At 64.0% G+C, this 17,248-nt stretch carries 16 protein-coding genes; 3 read left to right on the top strand and 13 right to left on the bottom strand.

Annotation, left to right across the window (positions count from 1 at the left end; all coding sequences use genetic code 11):
- Positions 1–28 precede the first annotated feature (28 nt).
- Positions 29–967, top strand: a complete 939-nt coding sequence (locus tag PTE30175_RS01605) for a LysR family transcriptional regulator (RefSeq protein WP_150695288.1) — start codon at positions 29–31, stop codon at positions 965–967.
- On the opposite strand, the gene PTE30175_RS01600 is transcribed toward PTE30175_RS01605, so the two are convergent.
- The 11 genes from PTE30175_RS01600 to PTE30175_RS01550 all read right to left on the bottom strand — a co-directional run bounded on the left by PTE30175_RS01600 (position 928) and on the right by PTE30175_RS01550 (position 13,168).
- The gene (locus tag PTE30175_RS01600; RefSeq protein ID WP_150695287.1) at positions 928–2,436 is read right to left on the bottom strand and encodes an aldehyde dehydrogenase family protein; all 1,509 of its coding nucleotides are present in this window, start codon (positions 2,434–2,436) and stop codon (positions 928–930) included. The genes PTE30175_RS01605 and PTE30175_RS01600 overlap by 40 nt on opposite strands.
- A gap of 32 nt (positions 2,437–2,468) precedes the next feature.
- Complete coding sequence (locus PTE30175_RS01595) at positions 2,469–2,921, bottom strand: c-type cytochrome (RefSeq protein WP_150695286.1); 453 nt, start codon at positions 2,919–2,921, stop codon at positions 2,469–2,471.
- Positions 2,918–3,415, bottom strand: coding sequence for a c-type cytochrome (locus tag PTE30175_RS01590; RefSeq protein WP_150695285.1), 498 nt, complete (start codon positions 3,413–3,415; stop codon positions 2,918–2,920). The genes PTE30175_RS01595 and PTE30175_RS01590 overlap by 4 nt, the downstream gene beginning before the upstream one ends.
- Positions 3,412–3,942 (bottom strand): methylamine dehydrogenase light chain, encoded by a 531-nt coding sequence (locus PTE30175_RS01585; protein WP_150695284.1) that lies wholly within the window; start codon positions 3,940–3,942, stop codon positions 3,412–3,414. The genes PTE30175_RS01590 and PTE30175_RS01585 overlap by 4 nt, the downstream gene beginning before the upstream one ends.
- A 19-nt stretch (positions 3,943–3,961) precedes the next feature.
- A complete protein-coding gene (gene mauD / locus PTE30175_RS01580) occupies positions 3,962–4,579 on the bottom strand; it encodes a methylamine dehydrogenase accessory protein MauD (RefSeq protein WP_150695283.1) in 618 nt (205 codons plus the stop codon).
- A gap of 2 nt (positions 4,580–4,581) precedes the next feature.
- Positions 4,582–5,136: a MauE/DoxX family redox-associated membrane protein gene (locus tag PTE30175_RS01575; protein WP_150695282.1), complete on the bottom strand. Its 555-nt coding sequence runs from the start codon at positions 5,134–5,136 to the stop codon at positions 4,582–4,584.
- Positions 5,137–5,144: 8 nt separating this feature from the next.
- Positions 5,145–6,326: an amine dehydrogenase large subunit gene (locus tag PTE30175_RS01570; RefSeq protein ID WP_150695281.1), complete on the bottom strand. Its 1,182-nt coding sequence runs from the start codon at positions 6,324–6,326 to the stop codon at positions 5,145–5,147.
- Positions 6,327–6,433: 107 nt separating this feature from the next.
- Positions 6,434–7,453 (bottom strand): WD40/YVTN/BNR-like repeat-containing protein, encoded by a 1,020-nt coding sequence (locus tag PTE30175_RS01565; RefSeq protein WP_224788545.1) that lies wholly within the window; start codon positions 7,451–7,453, stop codon positions 6,434–6,436.
- Positions 7,454–7,468: 15 nt separating this feature from the next.
- On the bottom strand, positions 7,469–9,829 hold the full coding sequence (locus PTE30175_RS01560) for an efflux RND transporter permease subunit (protein ID WP_150695280.1): 2,361 nt from the start codon (positions 9,827–9,829) through the stop codon (positions 7,469–7,471).
- Between the two features lie 9 nt (positions 9,830–9,838).
- Positions 9,839–11,668: a DUF1302 domain-containing protein gene (locus PTE30175_RS01555; RefSeq protein WP_150695279.1), complete on the bottom strand. Its 1,830-nt coding sequence runs from the start codon at positions 11,666–11,668 to the stop codon at positions 9,839–9,841.
- Between the two features lie 96 nt (positions 11,669–11,764).
- On the bottom strand, positions 11,765–13,168 hold the full coding sequence (locus PTE30175_RS01550) for a DUF1329 domain-containing protein (RefSeq protein WP_338044394.1): 1,404 nt from the start codon (positions 13,166–13,168) through the stop codon (positions 11,765–11,767).
- A 400-nt stretch (positions 13,169–13,568) separates the two neighbouring features.
- On the opposite strand from PTE30175_RS01550, the gene PTE30175_RS01545 reads away from it, so the two are divergent.
- Both PTE30175_RS01545 and PTE30175_RS01540 read left to right on the top strand, forming a co-directional pair.
- Positions 13,569–14,519 (top strand): helix-turn-helix domain-containing protein, encoded by a 951-nt coding sequence (locus PTE30175_RS01545; RefSeq protein ID WP_191628745.1) that lies wholly within the window; start codon positions 13,569–13,571, stop codon positions 14,517–14,519.
- Positions 14,520–14,726: 207 nt separating this feature from the next.
- Entirely contained in the window at positions 14,727–15,200 is a 474-nt protein-coding gene (locus PTE30175_RS01540; RefSeq protein WP_150695277.1) for a hypothetical protein, read from the top strand.
- Between the two features lie 95 nt (positions 15,201–15,295).
- On the opposite strand, the gene PTE30175_RS01535 is transcribed toward PTE30175_RS01540, so the two are convergent.
- A complete protein-coding gene (locus PTE30175_RS01535) occupies positions 15,296–16,288 on the bottom strand; it encodes a 2-hydroxyacid dehydrogenase (protein ID WP_420819597.1) in 993 nt (330 codons plus the stop codon).
- A gap of 1 nt (position 16,289) precedes the next feature.
- Complete coding sequence (locus tag PTE30175_RS01530; RefSeq protein WP_150695275.1) at positions 16,290–17,240, bottom strand: amidohydrolase family protein; 951 nt, start codon at positions 17,238–17,240, stop codon at positions 16,290–16,292.
- Positions 17,241–17,248: the final 8 nt, after the last annotated feature.

Here is a 17,248-nt window from a genome sequence, read left to right as displayed (position 1 = left end):
TGTCTTTATATCCTTTGAATCAATAAAAATGATTCACTTCACCTTGCGGCAACTGGCCTATTTCGTGGCGGCGGCGCGTCACGGCAGCACCGCGCGCGCGGCGCGGGCCGAGAACGTCTCGCAGCCGTCGATCTCGCATGCGATTGCTGAACTCGAGGCGCAATGGGGCGAAGCGCTGTTCCTGCGCATCCATGCGCAAGGCATCGAGTTGACCGCGGCCGGCCGGCGGCGGCTGGCGCAGGCGCAACGCGTACTCGGCGAGGCGGCAAGGCTGGCGAGCGACGACGGTGCACGCATCACGGGCGAGCTGTCGGTCGGCTGCTTCTCGACGCTTGGCCCGCTGATGTTTCCCGCCATCCTGCGCGCGGTCTCGAAACGGCATCCCGATGTGATCGTGCGTCTTCACGAGGGCGACACGGAGACGCTGGTTGCCGGCGTGGAGCGCGGCACGCTCGATTTGGCGCTGATGTACGATCTGGGCCTCGACCGCCCCGTGCGCCTCACGCCCATCGCCGAGCACGCGCCCTACGTGCTGTTGCCGGCCAACCACCGCCTGGCGAAACACGACACACTGGGCGCCGCCGATCTCGCCGACGAGCCGTTCGTGCTGATCGACCTGCCGCACAGCCGGGAATATTTCCTGTCGATCTTCGGCATCGCCGGGGTGCACCCAACCGTTGCCTACCGCACCGGCTCGCTCGAAATGGCGCGCGCACTCGTCGCCAACGGCTGCGGCGTGTCGATCCTGGTCACCCGACCGGCGCGCGACGTCGCCTACGACGGCCGCCGGATCGTCTGCAAGCCATTGGCCGGCCAGTTCTCGCCGCAGCGCGTGGTGCTGGTGTCGGCGCGCGAGCGGCCGCTGTCGCCAGCGGCCGAGGCGTTCATCGACGCCGCTCGCGCATCAGCTCAACCGACTGGCGCGCATTACGACAAATCGATCAGCACCGATTGCGACTCAGTGTAGAGATCGATCGCCGCACGGCCAAGTTCGCGGCCGATGCCCGACTGCTTGAAGCCGCCAAATGGCAGTGCATTGTCGATCAGCGAGTGGCAGTTGACCCAGACAGTGCCGGCCTGGATGCGCGGGATCAGCCGATGTACGGCGCGAAGGTCGTTCGACCAGATGCTCGCACCGAGTCCATACGGCGTGTCATTGGCGCGGCGAGCGACCTCGTCAACGTCGGAGAACGGCATCGCGACAAGCACAGGTCCGAAGATCTCCTCGCGCACCACGCGCATGCTGTCGGACGTATCGACCAACACCGTCGGCGCCACGAAAAACCCTGGCCGGTCCGCACGACCGCCCCCCGTCAGCACGCGCGCCCCCTCTTCCACCCCGGATTCGATATACCGGCACACGCGATCCGCCTGCTTGCCCGAGATCAGCGGGCCGAGTTGCGTGCTCGAATCGAGGCCCGGGCCAAGCTTCATCTGGCTGGCAATGTTCGCCACCCCTTCCACCACGCGATCGAACACGCGCTCATGGATAAAGAGGCGCGAGCCCGCAGAGCAAACCTGCCCCTGATTGAAGAAAATCGCGTTCGCCGCCCCCGCCGCCGCACGGCTGACATCGACATCCTCCAGGACGATTACCGGCGACTTGCCCCCGAGTTCGAGCGACATGCGCGTCATGTTGTCGAGGGCCGCGTGACCCACGCGTTTGCCGACTTCGGTCGAGCCGGTAAACGCCACCTTGTCGATGCCGGGGTGCGCGGCCAACGCCGCACCGGCTTTGTGGCCGTAGCCGGTCACCACGTTCACCACGCCGGCGGGATAGCCCGCCATCTCGATCAGTTCGGCGAGCCGCAACGCCGACAGCGGCGTATCCTCCGCGGGCTTGAGCACCACCGTACAGCCGGTCGCCAATGCCGGGGCGATCTTCCAGATGGCCATCATTAACGGAAAATTCCACGGAATGATGGCGCCTACCACGCCGACCGGCTGTTTGCGCGTGAAGGCAAAGAACTCGCCCTCGGGCGGCATATACGGCAGCCCCGGATCCAGCGTGCTGCCTTCGATCTTCGTCGCCCATCCCGCCATGTAGCGCAAACCGCTCACGCACATGCCGACATCGACCGCATGCGCTACCTCGACCGGCTTGCCATTGTCGAGCGCTTCGATCTCCGCCAATTCGCGCCCGTGCTGCTCCACCAGATCGGCGAGCTTGAGCAGCAACCGCTCACGCTCGGACGACTTTGCGCGCCGCCACGACGGGTGCTCGAAGGCGCGGCGGGCGGCCTGCACGGCGAGATCGATCTCGGCACTCCCTGAATCGGGCACGCGTGCAATCGTCTGGCCCGTGGCCGGATCGACAACGCCAATCGTGCTTCCGTCCTGCGCAGACAACCACTGTCCGCCAATGAAATTTCGCTTGGACCTGTCCAGAAAGGCCGCCGTCATCGCGGAAAAAAGCGGTTCGCTCCGATGGTGCATGTTTGTCTCCTGAAGTCTCGAATCACTCGATGTCATTGAATCTTGGTGACGCCATGGGCATGAAGTTGCTCGATCACCTGGCTGCGCTGCGTTTTCACGTCGCCATATGCGGGTCTGCGCAGACGCGATACCTCCTGCGCCGTGTACGGTTTGAAGTCCGGCGGCAATTCGTCACGGTTGAATGTCTGCAGAAGCCAATTCAACACTTCGGCCAACTGGGCATCGTCGAGCGACGAATTGGACGATCCCGGTACACGCACGGCGAACTCGCGGCCTGCCGGCAGGTACATGAAATAGCCGAGCGCATGCTGCATCGGCGGAATCTTGCCCGGGACGCCGGCGCTGTTCGCACCGTGGCATCCCATGCAGTTCAGCACGTAGTTCCGGCTCGCCCGCGCTGCGTCGACGGCCTGTCCGAATGCGGCCGGCGCGGCGACGCCTAGCGCCAACGCCACAGCCAGCAAGCGACGATGGTGAGCTTTCATGGCGTCCCTACCCCGAGGCTGTGCAGCAGTTCGGCGCGCTGCCGGCGCACGGCGTCACCGTCGAGCGTGACGCCGCGCAGTGCGGCAACCTCCTGCGCCCCCACCGGCGCCGCGCGCGGGCCGCTTGCCCCGGCCGGCAAGTCGATCGCCAGGTAATTCAGCACATTGGCGATCTCCTCATCGCCAAGGCTGTTGAACGCCGGCATGCGGAAGTTGTAGTGCTTCCCGTTGACCGAAATATCGCCGTACATGCCGTGCAGCAACGTCTCGATCAAGTGCTTGCGGCCCGGCGCACTCCCGGCGAAGCGCGCGGGGTATTCGGTCAGCGGCGGCGCGAGCCCATCCATACCGCGGCCGCCCGCCTGGTGGCAAACGGCGCAGCGGGCGGCAAACACCGCGCGTCCGGCGTCATTGCCCTCGGCGTATGCCGAAGACACGCCTAACAGCCATACGCCGGCCGCCAGCGAGCTTGCGAAGGCAACGAGCGCTCTCATGACTGCGCCACACCGAGGAGAACGGACACGGAACAGGTGTAAGTCGCATTGGGACTCGCCATGCACCAGTTGATATCGTTGTCGAGCGACAGCTTGTAGAGCGGCTTCTCCCGTTCATTGCGATTGCACATGCAATGGCCACATGACGTCGTGCCGCAGCAGTCGTTGTAGGACACGATGTAGTCGCGCCCGTCATGCGGGTTCAGGCACGTGCCGATCCATGTGATGGGTGACGGCACGCTGCCGGGCGGACAACTGCTCGAGCTGCCGCCACAGCAACTGCACAGCCAGCCGTCGATTGCGCAGTGCTTCCAGTAGTCGCAACTGCCCGGGTCGTCCACGCCGGCGGGCAGCTTGCTGCGCTTGCCTTGCGGCTCGGCGGCATTCGCCATGCGATCGACCGGCAGCAACGGCACGAGCGCCCCGCCCACGAGCACCTTGCCCAAGCGGGCCAGCGCGCTGCGGCGCGAACTGCGTTGTGCGACGCTGCGCACCGTATGCTCGAACATTGCATCGAACCATCTCATTGCCACGTCTCCCCCATCCTCAAGAAACTTGTGCGGCGGACTGCCGCTCGTGTTGCAGATACGCCTGGATCGACGGCACGCCACGGGCCCGGGCTTCGAACAGGCTCTCCAGGTGCTCACGGGAATTGACGAGGCCCTTGGCCTGAACGCGGCCCGCGCCGTCGATCAGCACGGCATACGGCAACTTGCCGATCTGGAACGCCATGCCAAGCTCCTGCGACAGTACGTACGGGTACGGGGCCAGTCCGGCGCGCGCATAGAAGCGCCGGTGTTCGCCCGGATCACCGTCGCTGGCGATCACGAAACGCGTGTCGCGCCCTTCGGCAGCCTGCAGCGAAGGCAGCAATGGCAGCAGCTTCTTGCAAACCGGACAGGTCGGCGACACGAAGAAGAGCAGCGTTCCCTGGCCGTCCGGATCGATGCCGCCGACCTTGACCGGACGCGACTCGACGTCCATCAACTCGAACATGGGCGCGACGCTGCCCACGGCGGGACCTTTGTCGATCACGAGCGCCCCCACCGGCATCACGCGTTCGTACAGCACGCCGACCTGGCGTGTCAGCGCCAGACAAATGGCGCCGAGCAGTGCGACGACGACCCACAGGATGAGATTGGAAATCAGGATGGCATGCAGCATGGTTACGGCCTCGATTGGCTAAGCTTCGGACGATTGGCCAGAAGCAGATCAAAGGTGAAGAAGACGGTGAGCGCGCAGGCGACGCCGAGCAATACGGTCAGATAGTCGACCCAATAGACGGGACGTTCGGTGGTGTCGAACAGCGCTGGCGCCAGCAGCACGCCCAGCGCGGCAGCGCGCACGATGTGCCAACCTGAAATGCCGCCGCCGGAGTCGGCCGGCCTGTCGACAAATCCCCAGCATCCGCAATCGATGTCGCGATTGCCGCGCACCAGATTGACCGCGATCGCAGCCGCGAAGAGACCGACGAGCACCAGCAGACCCGTTGCGCTCGCCGCGCGGGTTTCGTCCCGGATCAGGCCAATGGCCAACAGCGCTTCGGCAATCAGCACCGCCGCAGCGGCGACCGGAATCATTGCCCCGGGCAGCAAGCGATAGGCATCCAGTGCGGCAGCGAACGCGGCCCGGTTGCGGAATTTCGACTGGGCCGAGATGAGGAACACGATGGCGCCGGTAGCCGTACCGAGATGGCGCACCACGGGATCGATGTAGTACATGCCGCCTCCTAGAATTTGACCAACTGCACCAGCAGCTCGCCGAGACCCTTTTCGACGTGGCGCGGCTGTCCGGTTCGCGCGTCCATGATCATCAGGTCGGTGCCGTTGGTGCCATACAGCAAGGGCTTGTCGTCTTGCGACACCTCGACGGCGATCATGGGTTCGAGCTTGCGGGCCAACAGGTTCCAACGTGCGATGCGCGTGCGCTTGGCAATGTCGTAGACCCAGATCTCGGTGCCGGCGTCCTTGTGCGAACCCTCGCCGCCGCGATGCATGGCGACATAGAGTCGCTGGTCCGGCGCGTGAACCGCGAACGGCTGGTTGCCCCCCGGGCGCCAGCCCGCCGCCTTGTCCGCAGGCGTTAGCAGCGGCCATGGCGCGTCGAACGTTGCCTTGTCAGACGAGAAATCGGCGCCGTAGATGTCGCCGTGAAAGGAAAGGAACAGGTACTTCTCTCCGAGCCGCTGCGCGTTGATGTAGACGGGGTCCTTCTCCACGTCGATGAACGGCGCACTTTGTTCGCGCGCGACTTCCCGTCCGTCGTCGCCGAGCGTCACGGTCAGCGCCCGGCCGCTCTCACACAGCGACGTGAAGCGCCGGTTGCCTGACGGGAATGCCAGCACGCAGGCGGCGGTATCCACCTCGCCGACGACCAAGCGCCGCGCAAGATCGACCACCGAGACGGAGGTTGCCGGCGTGATGTTCGTCACGTAGGCAAAACGGCCGTCGCGGCTGATCGACGTGTTGAAGCCCGTGGCGATCTCCTGGGCGTGCTTCGGCGGCAGCACCACCTCCGCGTTCTTGTCAAACGTGGCCGTGTCGGCAATCTCCAGAACGTCGGTGCGATCGCCGCGCGTGCCGCGTGCAAAGTAGCTGGTCGCAATGTAGTTGTGCGCCTGGTCGGGCGAAGTCGCGAAGCCCGGCATGAAGCCGGCCCCCAGCTGCCCTATGATCTTGCGGCGCTCCGCGTCATACAGCACGACTTTTCCGTCGACCAGATGACTGATCGCCACGTCGATGGCGTAGAGCCAATGCGGATTGCGCGGCGGCATCGGCGCCGTACGCAACGTTTCGGCCGCCAGCGGCGGCGGCAGCGTTTTCGTTTGCGCCTGCGCCTGCGCCGTCATGATCCACAAGGTGAGCGCCATTGACGTCAGCGCTCGCCAACCGGGTGTTGCCTTCATGCTCATTCTGTTCGCCTCGTTGTTCATGGGGTCGTCACATAATCACTATATTCGATGGATACCTAATCAAATATCCAGATTCGGCAGACGTTTGTAAGCGGGCCTGAAAACGCTCATTTCGTTTTCACGCCGATCACGCCGGTTTCGGAGAACTGGACCACGTGGCCGTTGGGTGCGACGGCGGCGGCGGTCAACGTGAGACGATCCGGACGTTGCGATGCCGAAAAGGTCCGTCCGCCGTCGGTGCTTGTCACCACGGTGCCGTCCAGCCCCACGCCCGTGATGGCCGCAGGCGCGGCGACCAGGCTGGTAATTGAGCTGTGCGCCGGCGATGCCACCGCCTGCCAGCTCGCACCGTCGTCGTTGCTGCGGTAAAGCGTGCCGCGCAGGCCGCCGACGACCAGCGTGCCGTCGGCGAGCGCCACGCCGCTCCAGAGCGTGCCCTTGTAGCCAGTGGCCACGTATTGCCACGTTTGACCGTCGTCCTGCGAGCGAAAAACCGTCCCTTGTTCGGCCGCGATGAAGAGATTGCCCTTCGCGTCTGCAAATATCTTGAACATGTTGCGATCGGGCCGCCCGCCCGCCGGCGGCGCCGGAATGTCCACCTTGCGCCAGTGTTGACCGCCGTCGTCAGTCGTCAACAACATGGACCACAAGCCGGTCGCCCATCCTTTGTGTTCGTCCTTGAAATGCACGGAAAAAAGCGGTTGGTCGATCGCGGTATCCATGCGTTGAAGCCGCCATGTGTCGCCGCCGTCATCCGTTCTGAGAATGACGCCCCAGTGCCCCACGGCCCACCCGTGTTGCGCATCGGCAAACGCGACTGCCGTCAGCGCGGTTTGAACGGGTACGGTGCGCGCCTGGCGGAAGTGAACGCCGTTGTCGTCGGAGAGCAGGACAACACCATGGTCGCCGACGGCGACGATGCGCCGGCCGGCGGTCGTCGCGGCGTCAAGCATCATGGCGTTGGCCGCATAGGCGGACCGTTCAGCCGGCTTGGGGCCAAGATGCGCGGCCGGCGCAGCGGCGGGCGCGGTGGAGGGTGCGTGTTGCGCGGAAGCCGACGTCATCAGGCCGAGCGCGAGGAACGTGCCAAGCAAGGGCGACAGACGGTTAGCGAGATAACGTTGCATGCGATTCCTCATGGATCAGTGAGACAACGCGCTCGATGCCCGAACCGCCTTGCGGCGCGGGAACAGCTTTTCGAGGACGACAGCAAGCGCAGGCAGCGCGGTCATTGCCATCACGAGATTGACCATGAACATGAAGGCGAGCAGCTTGCCCATGTCGGCCTGGAACTTGAGCGTCGAGAACGACCACGTCGCCACGCCGATGGCGAGCGTGATGGCGGTGAAGACTGTCGCCATGCCGACTTCGAGGATCGCGTGCTCGATCGCGCGGCCAATCGGCTCGCCGGCCGCGAGGTGCCATTGCAGCCGGTTATAGATATAGAACGCGTAGTCGACGCCGATGCCCACGGCCAGCACCATCACCGGCAGCGTCGCAACCGTCAGCCCGATCTGCAGGTCCTTCATGAACCAATAGCCGATAAACGTGCCGACGGTGAGCGGCAGGCAACATGCGATCACGGCGCGGAAGTCGCGATACGCCAGGAACACGAGAATGATGATGGCCGCATAGACGTACAGCATCATCGGCAATTCGCTCTTGTGCACTTCGTCGTTGGTGGCCGCCAGCACCCCGCCATTGCCGGCCGCCAGGCGAATGGTGATGCCGGGTTCGCGATGGGTCGCACGGAATTCGCGCACGGCGTCAATCACGCCGTTGAGCGTGCTCGCCTTGTGATCGGCCAGGAAAAGATGCACCGCCGTCATGCTGCAATCCTTGCGCATGTAGCCGCGCAGCCGCCCGACCTCGCCGGAAAGCCCGCTGTAGTTCCCGGCATCGATCGGCACGACCGACATCTTCGGATTTCCCTCGTTGTAGCCGGCGTTGTAGGTACGTAGCATGCCGGCGTACGACGTGACCGACACGACACCGGGCACGTGCTGCATGCGCCACGCGAAGGCGTCCTCGAAGGTGCCGAGGGCGACGTTCTCGCACGACTCCGCGGGGGCTTCGAAAACGACCGTCAGCCAGTCGAGGCCGACGTCGTAACCATGCGCTACGGCCACCGCGTCGCGATTGAAGCGCGCCTCGGGCCGCAGCTCGGGCGCGCCGGGCTGCAGCGTGCCGATCAGGCGGTCACGGCTTTGCCAGACCGCAAGGCCGAGCACGGCGCAAACGACCATGACCACAACCACTGCATTGCGCGGCACGGCAACGCGGGTGAGCACGCGCAGCCAGTTGGCGCGCCGCTCCCGTTTGAGCATTGCGCGCTCGGCATACGCCTGGGTGAATTGGAAACACGACGCCGCCACCGGCAGCATGATGAGATTGGTGATGATCTTGTAGCCGACGCCGAGCGACGCCGTGATCGCCAACTCGCGCACCATCGGAATCGGGATCAGGGCCAGCGTTGCGAAGGACACAAATGCTGTTACGAGCGCCAGCGTCCCCGGAATCAGCAGGCCGCTGAAGCTCCGGCGCGCAGCCACATCGCTGCTGGCGCCATGCGCCAGTTCGCGCACGATGAAATTGATCTGCTGCACGCCGTGCGAGACGCCGATCGAAAACACCAGGAACGGCACGAGGACAGCCAGCGGATCGAGACCGAATCCGAGCAGCCGCAGCGTGCCGAATTGCCATACCAGCGACGTCAGCGAACACACCACGGGCAGCACCGTGAAGCGCACGGAATGGCAATACCAGTAGACAGCCAACGCGGTCAGCAATAGTGCGATGACACAGAACTCGAGCACCGATGTGGCGCCCTGCGCGATATCGCCGATCTGCTTGGCGAAGCCGACGATCTGGATTTCGAAGTTTCCGTCTTCAAACTTGTCGCGCAACTGCTGTTCAAGCAGGCGGTTGTAGGCCATGTAGTCGAGCTTCTTGCCGCTGGCGTCCTGCTCGTTCAACTCCGCGGTGATCATGGCGCTCGTCTGATCGTGGGACACCAGCGTGCCTACGAAGCCGCCCTGGTTCGTCGCGCGCTGAATGCCGGCAATGATCTCCGGCGTCAGGTTTTCCGGGGTGACGGTGCCGCTGATCAGCGGATCGGCGCGAAAGCCCTCTTCGGTAACCTGATTGACGAAACTGTTTGGCGTCCACATTGACTGCACGCCGAGCTTGTCGACATAGGGCAGGAAGCTGACCGCCTGCGTCACCTGATAGAGCCGCGCAAGACCGGGCTTCGTCCAGATCGTGCCGTGACGCGCCTTCACCACCACCGTCAGCCGGTTGGCGCCGAACAGGTCGTCACGGTACTTCTGGAACGTCTGGATATATTCGTGCCCGGTCGGTAGCTGCTTCTCGAAGCCGGCATCCATGCGCAACTGCAGTGCGAAGACGGCCATCACCGCCGTATAGGCGGCGATGATGCCAAGCACCCAAGCGCGCCGTGCGAAGCAGAACGCTTCGAGCTTCCTGACAAACGTGTTCAGCATTTCACTATCCTAGAAGTTGTACGAAACGAACGCGCCCAGGAAATTTCGATCCGCCAGCGGCTGGGTCAGATTGTTGCCGCCGAAGTACGCCGTGTAGTTCACGCCCGCGTTCCACTTGCCGTTATTCTTGGCGAACAGCACGTAAAAATTGGCCGATTTCGCGCCGCGCATGTAGTTCGCCGAGAACGTCGGCGTGTAGCCGAACAGCGAATCGGTAAAGGTGACGCCCGGCGTGACCTGCCAGCCGGACAACAAGCCTCCGTCATACGTCCAGTTGAAGTCGACCGTGATGCCGCCGGAATATGACGTGCCCGCCGTTGCCGTGGTCGGGTAGCCGAGTGCGGCTACGGAGCCCTGGTTCAGCCATGCCGAGTACCCGGCCGATACCCCCTGCATGACCTGCGTGCCGCCCACCGTGCTGAAGATGCGCATGTCGTTGCTCACCCCCGGGTAATGCACGACCACGCCTTCGATCGTGAGCGCGGCGGAGTCGGCGTGACCGAGCAGGTTGAGGATCGGACCGTATTCGCCGGGCGTGAGCGAAAGGAGTGCCGTCAGGTCAAGCTGGTACTTTTTGTTGTCGGCCCATTGCTTGCAACTGCCGGCCACGGCGTTGGTGTTCGCGTCCAGCGGACCGCCCGGGTTGAAGCAGCCGGTGAGCGAGATCGCATCCTTCGGGCGGTACGACAGCTCGCCCCCGATGGCCCAGTCGCCGAGCGGGAAGTTCGTGCTGATGCCGTACAGCTGGCGATTCTCGAGGAACTGCCACTGGAGCTGGCCCGAAGCCAGCGCATTAAGCACCGGCACCTTGTCGTGATAGTTCAGGGCGTAGAAGCCGAAGTCGACCTGATATCCCGTCGGCTTGTAGTGCATCGACACGCCGAACTGGCCTTGACTCTTTGCGCGCGCATCGTCGGCAAACGGGATGCCGATGGTGTTGAAAGGGGGACCGGCGAATGCCCCGTTCGCGATCGCCGGGTTCAACGATGCCAGAACGCCATGGCTTACGCGGCCGGGGCCGCCGATCGTCCCCGAGTCGGTGCCGAAGGCATTGGCATTGACCGTGTTGATGAACAACGGATTGCGGCCGGCATCGTAGACATCGGCCGTCGAAAAATAGGTGCCGACCGGCGGCACCAGCGAGCGGTTCCAGCCGAACTGGTAATAAGCCTCGATGTTCACGCCGTGCCCCAGGCCGGTTGCAAAGCTCAGCATCGGCGATGGCAGCACCGCCTCCTTCACCTGCGTTCCAGGCACCTGGAGTTTTTGCAGATCGAGCGCGTTGGTCGCGTTGATGCCGCCAAGTGCGTAGAGACTTTCTCCCCAATTGATTACCTGGTTGCCCAACCGCAAGCGCGCACTTTGGCTTCCGATCGAGAAATCCTTGCTGACCCACAGGTCGAGCAGGCGAACGTCATGCGCAACACGCTGGTTCGCCGTCGGCGAGAGTTCCGTGCGATTGGTATTCGGTGCGGCAAAATCATCGAGCCAACTACCGCGCGCCATGAACTTGTACCCTTCGGGGAACCCCAGCAACAGTTCATGAACGCCCTTGATGTAGGCCGAGAACAGTTGTCCCTTGCGATAGTTCAGATTGCCGTCGTCGCTATTGGACGCTTGCGCGGTATTGGCGCTGGCGCCGCATTCCCCGTTGGTGTCGCCCACGAGCGCACAACTCGGGTTCTTCATGCGCATGCCGCCGCCGGCGGAAACCGTCGAATTGAACGACCCCTGGATCGCGCCGGCGTCGATGTTGACGGCGTACGCGGGCGCGGCGGCCAGCAGCGCGCCGCCAAGCAAGCATGCACGGCGCGCCGGGGCGCGGTGGGATGAACTCATGACGCGTGCCTTTCTCGTTATCGTGATTTGAAGGGCGAGTTTTGCCAGCCGAGGGTTGCACGGGGCAAACTCGGCCGGGAACCGCCAGGAGGGGAATTAGCGTTCGCTCATCGCGCGGAGGTTTTCCGGCGTGTAGTAATCAGGCGTGAAACGTCTGTCGCCACGGGCTTCGGCAAACCACTGGATGTCCTTGCCTGAACCCATGATGTTGAAGTCCGCGATGTAGCGGCCGTCGATGAGGTCGTAATTCTGGAAGCTCGCGAACGTGCACGCACCGCCCAGCTCCCATACGGGGATCGGCGACGTCTCGCGCGTGCGCCACAGCTTGCCCTGGCCGTCGTAGTCTTCCGCGGCTGCAATGGTCCAGCTGTCTTCGTCAACGTAGAAGGTCCGCTTCGGCGAGGTATGGCGCATGCCGGGCTTCACGGCGGCCTCGACCACCCACACCCGGCGCAATTCATAGCGCAGCGCCGAAGGGTTCACGCCATCCGGCGTCATGACCTTGTGCAGATCATTGGATGTCCGGAAGTCGTAGATCTTGAAAGCATTGGCCTGCACATAGATTTCCTTCTTGCCGACGAGCTTCCAGTCGAATCGGTCGATGCGCCCGTAGAAGCCGAAGGCGATATCGAGGGGATACTCGTTTTCCATGCCGATCTGCGGCGCGTCGTACGCGTAATTCGGCAGGCGGCGCACGCGGCGTTGACCGGGGAAGTAATAGAACGTTTCGCTTGCGTCGTTGAACGAGGTGGTGATGAGCGCGCCTTGCCCGGCAAATGCGGCCGGATTCAGGTACTGGAAGATCGTCATCGAGTCGTTCGGCGGCAGCTGGGTCAGCTTCTTCGAGCCCTTTTCGCCCCAGGGGAAGTAGAACGGCTCACGTTCGGCCGGTTCGATCCATTCGGCCGAGCCCTTCTTCGGCGACACCAGCGTGCGGTAGCCATCGGTGAAGAAGCCCACGCCGTTGTAGTGCAGCTTGGCGTTCCACATCACCTCGGCGCCGTTCTTCGGCAGCGGGAAGGGAACGCCCGGCAGATTCGCTTCGGCCAGATCATGGCCGTTTTCGGCGAGCTTCGCTTCGGTGACGTTCTTTTTCGTGTTGCCGTAGACGAAATCGGGGAAGCCGCAAGTCCGATGGGTCGGATAGATATCCATGCGCCGTCCCTTGCCCGTCTTCATCAGTGCAATCTGCCCGGGTGTGAGACGGCTCGCGTATTTGTCGACGTTGCTCGCGTCGATCGAGGCGGTGGGCTTCTCGTCCTTGTACTTGAAGTAATCGCCGCGGTACTTGCCCCAGGACCACCCCGGAAGCGGCGCGTCCTTGCCCTCCCAGCGGGGGATGGACCCGTCCTTGTTGCCGGCCGTCTCCGCACCGACCGGTGTGAGCGTGGTGCCCAGTTGCTCCGCGTCCGTTGCTGTGTGCGCGGTCTGCATGACCAATGCAAGCGCGCTCGCCGAAGCGAGTGCCGTGAGTCGAATTCGCCATCCACGAGACATCATTTCTTTCCTACCTCCGCTACAGGTCACCGCCTTCACGCGCGCTCGCAGCGCGCTGAAGGGTCGTCGAAAAGCGCTGTCCTCTTTGATGGCGAATGTCATCGACGTGCCATGAAAGTCGGAATGTGGAGGCGAGTATAGGGTTCGGCTCCCGCGTGCCGGTATCCAAAATCGGCGGTGATTTGTAACCGGACATAAAAGTTCCCAGAATGTTTCACGCACGCATTTGGTGCACCGCACACACACCGCCTGACGGGGCGCGGGTTTTGCCGGTGGGGCGCGCCGGCCGATGGCAACAGGTCGTGATTACACGAGCCAGCCCACCGTAGTTCCCCTAGTGTTCAGGGCAAATTGCCCGGCGGAAGATGCATCGACTCCAGACTTGGCAGCAGCGGTTGGCTTCATGGAACAGAACGGACACTTTGGTACGCATCAATTCTCCGATGCCGATGAGCATGCGCGTTCGCTCGTCAATTTCGAGCAGCGCTATTTCCAGATCGAAGCAGGCAAATTCAAGAGCACGATGACGCAGTGCGATCTCGATGGATTGCGTCTGGTGCGGGAGCGCACGAGTCATCGTGTATCGCAACAGGGGCGTTCGCCGGCCGATGTTTATACGATCGGGTTACCGGTGAGCGCGCCCTCGCCGGCAACGTTTCAGGGACGTCCGCTCGAAGCAGCGACGTTGCTTCAGCTGCGCGGCGGCCAGGAATTCTCGCTGCACACGCCGGCAGACACGGAGTTGGTGGCGATCGTGCTCCCGGAGCATGAATTCGGTGAGCTGATGGAATACCTCGGCGGTGCCGGGTCGGTGGCCTGGTTACGGGCGCCGACGATGCAAGCTGGCAGCGCGACGGCGCATCGGGCGTGTTCGGCGATTCGCGCGTGTTTTGCACACGCCGAACAGAACCAGGACCTGTTGACCGTTCCGGCAGTGCGCAAGGCATTGCGCGACCAGATCATCGAGCACCTGCTCTGCGTACTGACGGAGGGTGAGACACCGGGACAGCCCGACGTGACGCGCCTGGCGTACAGCCGCATCGTGAAGACGTGCCAGGAATTCGTGCTGGCGAACTCCGAGCAGCCGCTGACCGTGACCGACCTGTGCCAGGCCCTGCGCGTGAGCCGGCGGACATTGCAAACGAGCTTCACCGAGGTCACCGGGGCATCGCCGGCGTTCTACCTGCGCTATATGCGGTTGTCGGCCGTGCGCAGCCTGTTGCGCTCGACCGGGGCGACACTGACGATCCGTGATGCCGCCGCGTATTGGGGATTCATCCACATGGGCAACTTCGCGCGCGATTACTTCAGGATGTTCGCGGAACTGCCGTCGCAAACCTGCCGCCGCAACTGACGGCATTCGCGTGGCGTCACGCCTTCCACCGCATCGGCATGGCGTGATTTCCGTGATTGACGGCCTCCCGAAACGCTGCACCCATGCTAGGTAAAACCCTTAAAAGTCACAGAATGTCACAGAAAATCTCCGCGTCTCGTCATCGCTTGTCCGTCCGAAGCGTTAATGGGGAACGCACGTAATATCGTGCAACCCTGGAGAGATACCGTGAAGAATTCGTTCCTGATGGTAGCAACGAGTGCACTGTTCCTGACGTCGGCCGCCTTCGCGCAAACCGCGGCACCGGCCGCGCCGGCCGCAGCGGGGGCCATGGCGCCGCCCGCAGTAACCGCGACGTGCAAGGACGGCACGCCGTATTCGGGCGCCACCCTGAAAGGCGCATGCCGAGGCCATGGCGGCGTCGACAAGAATGCCGGCGCGAAGGGTGCTTCCGCTCCCGCGGCTGCCCCGGCTGCACCGGCGGCGCCGGCCGCTGCTGCAGCAAGCAAGGGCGCCACTCCGGCAGCCATGGCCCCCGCCGCCGGCGGTGGTGCGGGCAAGGTTTGGGTCAATACCAGCACCAAGGTCTATCACTGCCAAGGCGATAAGTACTACGGCAAGACCAAGGCGGGCGAATACATGTCGGAAGACGACGCCAAGACCAAGGGTTTCCGCGCCGATCACGGCAAGGCCTGCAAATAAGGCAACGCGGCAGCCATTACGAAACACGCCGCCGGAAACGGCGCTGCACCCCGGAAGCTGGACGCATCCGTCCTGACTTTCGGGGTGTTTCTTTATTAAGGGTCCCCGATCCTTTCGGTAGCCAACACTTCCGGATTGACCAGGTGCGCCGGCCTGCGGCCTTGCATCGCGTCGAGCAGGTTGCGCACCGCCAGAGAAAACATCGTGCTGCGTGTCGCCACGGTCGCGGTGCCGATATGCGGTGCGAGCACGACGTTCTCGAGCGCGAGCAGTTCGGGATGCACCTCAGGTTCGCCCTCGTACACGTCAAGGCCTGCCGCACCGGGGCGGCCCGCGCGCAACGCCTCGGCAATCGCGCCGTCGTCGACCACGCCGCCGCGCGCGATGTTCACCAGGGTCGCGCCCGGCTTCATCCGGGCCAGCTCGCGCGCGCCGATGAGATGATGCGTGGCCGGCGAGTACGGCACTACCACGATCACGTGATCCGCTTCCCGCAACAACGCTTCAAGCGAAACATATTGCGCGCCCGCCGCCTGGGCGTCGGGTAGCGGCTTGCGGTTGTGATAGCACACGCGCATTCGGAACCCCGCCGCGCGCCGCGCGATCGCCTGCCCGATCCGCCCCATGCCGACAATGCCGAGTGTGGTCCCGCTGACATCGGCGCCCAGCCAGTCGTCGAAGCGCCAGCCGCGCCCCGGCCAGGCGCCGGAACGCAACCATCGCTCGGACGCGCCCAACCGCCGCGCGGCGGCCATTATCAACAGCCAGCCGAGATCCGCGGTCGCATCAACGACAACGTCCGGTGTGTTCGTCACCAGCACGCCGGCGCGCGTGCAAGCCGCCACGTCGATGTGATTGAATCCCATGGATGCCGTACTGACCACGCGCAGTGACGGCGCCGCCGCCAGCCAGCCGGCATCGACGCGATCGCCTGCGCCAACCAATACTCCGTGGCAACCCCGCAGGCGCGCATGCAACGCCGCAGCGTCGAGCGCCTCGTGGCGATCATTGATGTCGACGACGCACGACTGCGTCAGCATCGCCGGCAGCGGCGTCACGAAACGCCGTGTCACCAGCACGCGCGGCATCTCATCCATTCGCAGCCTCCGCAGTCGCGTGCAGCGCCTGCCCGGTGCGGTACAGACGTTGCGCATTGTCATGAAACATGGCGCGTTGCCCCTCGGCCGGCAAACCGGCGGTAATGGCCTTGAACCCGTCGAAGATCTGCGCGAAGGTTGCGCACAGGCCGTCGACCGGGAAGTTGCTGGCGAACATCACGCGCTGCGGCGAGAACATGGCGATGCAGTCGTTGACGACTGGCGCGTTGGCGGCCACAGTCCATGCCTGTCCGGCTTGCCCGAGCCCCGATATCTTGACGGCGACGTTGGGGCAATCGGCCAGCGGTGCAAGTGCCCGGCGCCACGCGTTCAACCCTGCCGCGCTACGGTCGGCAGGCAGCCCCGCATGATTGAGAATGATCGTGGTCCGAGGGAAATCGCGCGCGAGTTGCACCGCCTCGTGTGCGTGCCACCATGACGTCTGCAGATCGAAATGAAGGTCATGCCGGGCCAGCTCGGCGTAGCCGCGACGCCAGCGCTCGTCACTCATCAGACTGCGCACGCGCGCCGCGTCCTCGGGGCGCGCCGCACCGCCGGGCTTGTGACGCACGCTGCGCACGAGCGGGCATGCCGCTTGACGCGCCAGGAGATCGGCCGCATCGGCATGATGCAACCATGCCTGGGCGACCACGGCGTTGGGCACGCCGTGATCCTGCGAAATCCGCGAAATGAAAGCGGTCTCGCCCAGCGGGTCGCGCGGGTCCCATTCCGATTCTACGTAGACGGTCGCGGTGACGGCATGCCGCCCCGCGTCAGCGAAGTAGTCAGCCGGATAGTAACGGCGCTTGATCGCGCTGTAGTCGCCGTATCGGAACGGGATCAGCCCTGGCCCGGACAACCACGGATGGTGGTTGGCGACCGGGTCCCAGAAGTGATGATGGGCGTCGACGATAGGGCCGTCGTAAACATTCTCGACAGTCATGATCGCCA

Source organism: Pandoraea terrae (assembly GCF_902459695.1).
In the GTDB taxonomy this organism is placed as follows: Bacteria; Pseudomonadota; Gammaproteobacteria; order Burkholderiales; family Burkholderiaceae; genus Pandoraea; species Pandoraea terrae.
The sequence above is the reverse complement of the archived record's forward strand: the minus strand, read 5'-3'. Positions and strand labels throughout refer to the sequence as shown.

Excerpts from the sequence above, each read along its gene's own strand:
- PTE30175_RS01570 (WP_150695281.1), bottom strand. The coding sequence starts at position 6,326 with ATGAGCATGAAGGCAACACCCGGTTGGCGAGCGCTGACGTCAATGGCG.
- PTE30175_RS01605 (WP_150695288.1), top strand. The coding sequence starts at position 29 with ATGATTCACTTCACCTTGCGGCAACTGGCCTATTTCGTGGCGGCGGCG.
- PTE30175_RS01595 (WP_150695286.1), bottom strand. The coding sequence starts at position 2,921 with ATGAAAGCTCACCATCGTCGCTTGCTGGCTGTGGCGTTGGCGCTAGGC.
- PTE30175_RS01545 (WP_191628745.1), top strand. The coding sequence starts at position 13,569 with ATGGAACAGAACGGACACTTTGGTACGCATCAATTCTCCGATGCCGAT.
- PTE30175_RS01555 (WP_150695279.1), bottom strand. The coding sequence starts at position 11,668 with ATGAGTTCATCCCACCGCGCCCCGGCGCGCCGTGCATGCTTGCTTGGC.
- mauD (WP_150695283.1), bottom strand. The coding sequence starts at position 4,579 with ATGCTGCATGCCATCCTGATTTCCAATCTCATCCTGTGGGTCGTCGTC.
- PTE30175_RS01550 (WP_338044394.1), bottom strand. The coding sequence starts at position 13,168 with ATGATGTCTCGTGGATGGCGAATTCGACTCACGGCACTCGCTTCGGCG.
- PTE30175_RS01585 (WP_150695284.1), bottom strand. The coding sequence starts at position 3,942 with ATGAGATGGTTCGATGCAATGTTCGAGCATACGGTGCGCAGCGTCGCA.
- PTE30175_RS01565 (WP_224788545.1), bottom strand. The coding sequence starts at position 7,453 with ATGCAACGTTATCTCGCTAACCGTCTGTCGCCCTTGCTTGGCACGTTC.
- PTE30175_RS01560 (WP_150695280.1), bottom strand. The coding sequence starts at position 9,829 with ATGCTGAACACGTTTGTCAGGAAGCTCGAAGCGTTCTGCTTCGCACGG.
- PTE30175_RS01535 (WP_420819597.1), bottom strand. The coding sequence starts at position 16,288 with ATGCCGCGCGTGCTGGTGACACGGCGTTTCGTGACGCCGCTGCCGGCG.
- PTE30175_RS01575 (WP_150695282.1), bottom strand. The coding sequence starts at position 5,136 with ATGTACTACATCGATCCCGTGGTGCGCCATCTCGGTACGGCTACCGGC.
- PTE30175_RS01600 (WP_150695287.1), bottom strand. The coding sequence starts at position 2,436 with ATGCACCATCGGAGCGAACCGCTTTTTTCCGCGATGACGGCGGCCTTT.
- PTE30175_RS01590 (WP_150695285.1), bottom strand. The coding sequence starts at position 3,415 with ATGAGAGCGCTCGTTGCCTTCGCAAGCTCGCTGGCGGCCGGCGTATGG.
- PTE30175_RS01530 (WP_150695275.1), bottom strand. The coding sequence starts at position 17,240 with ATGACTGTCGAGAATGTTTACGACGGCCCTATCGTCGACGCCCATCAT.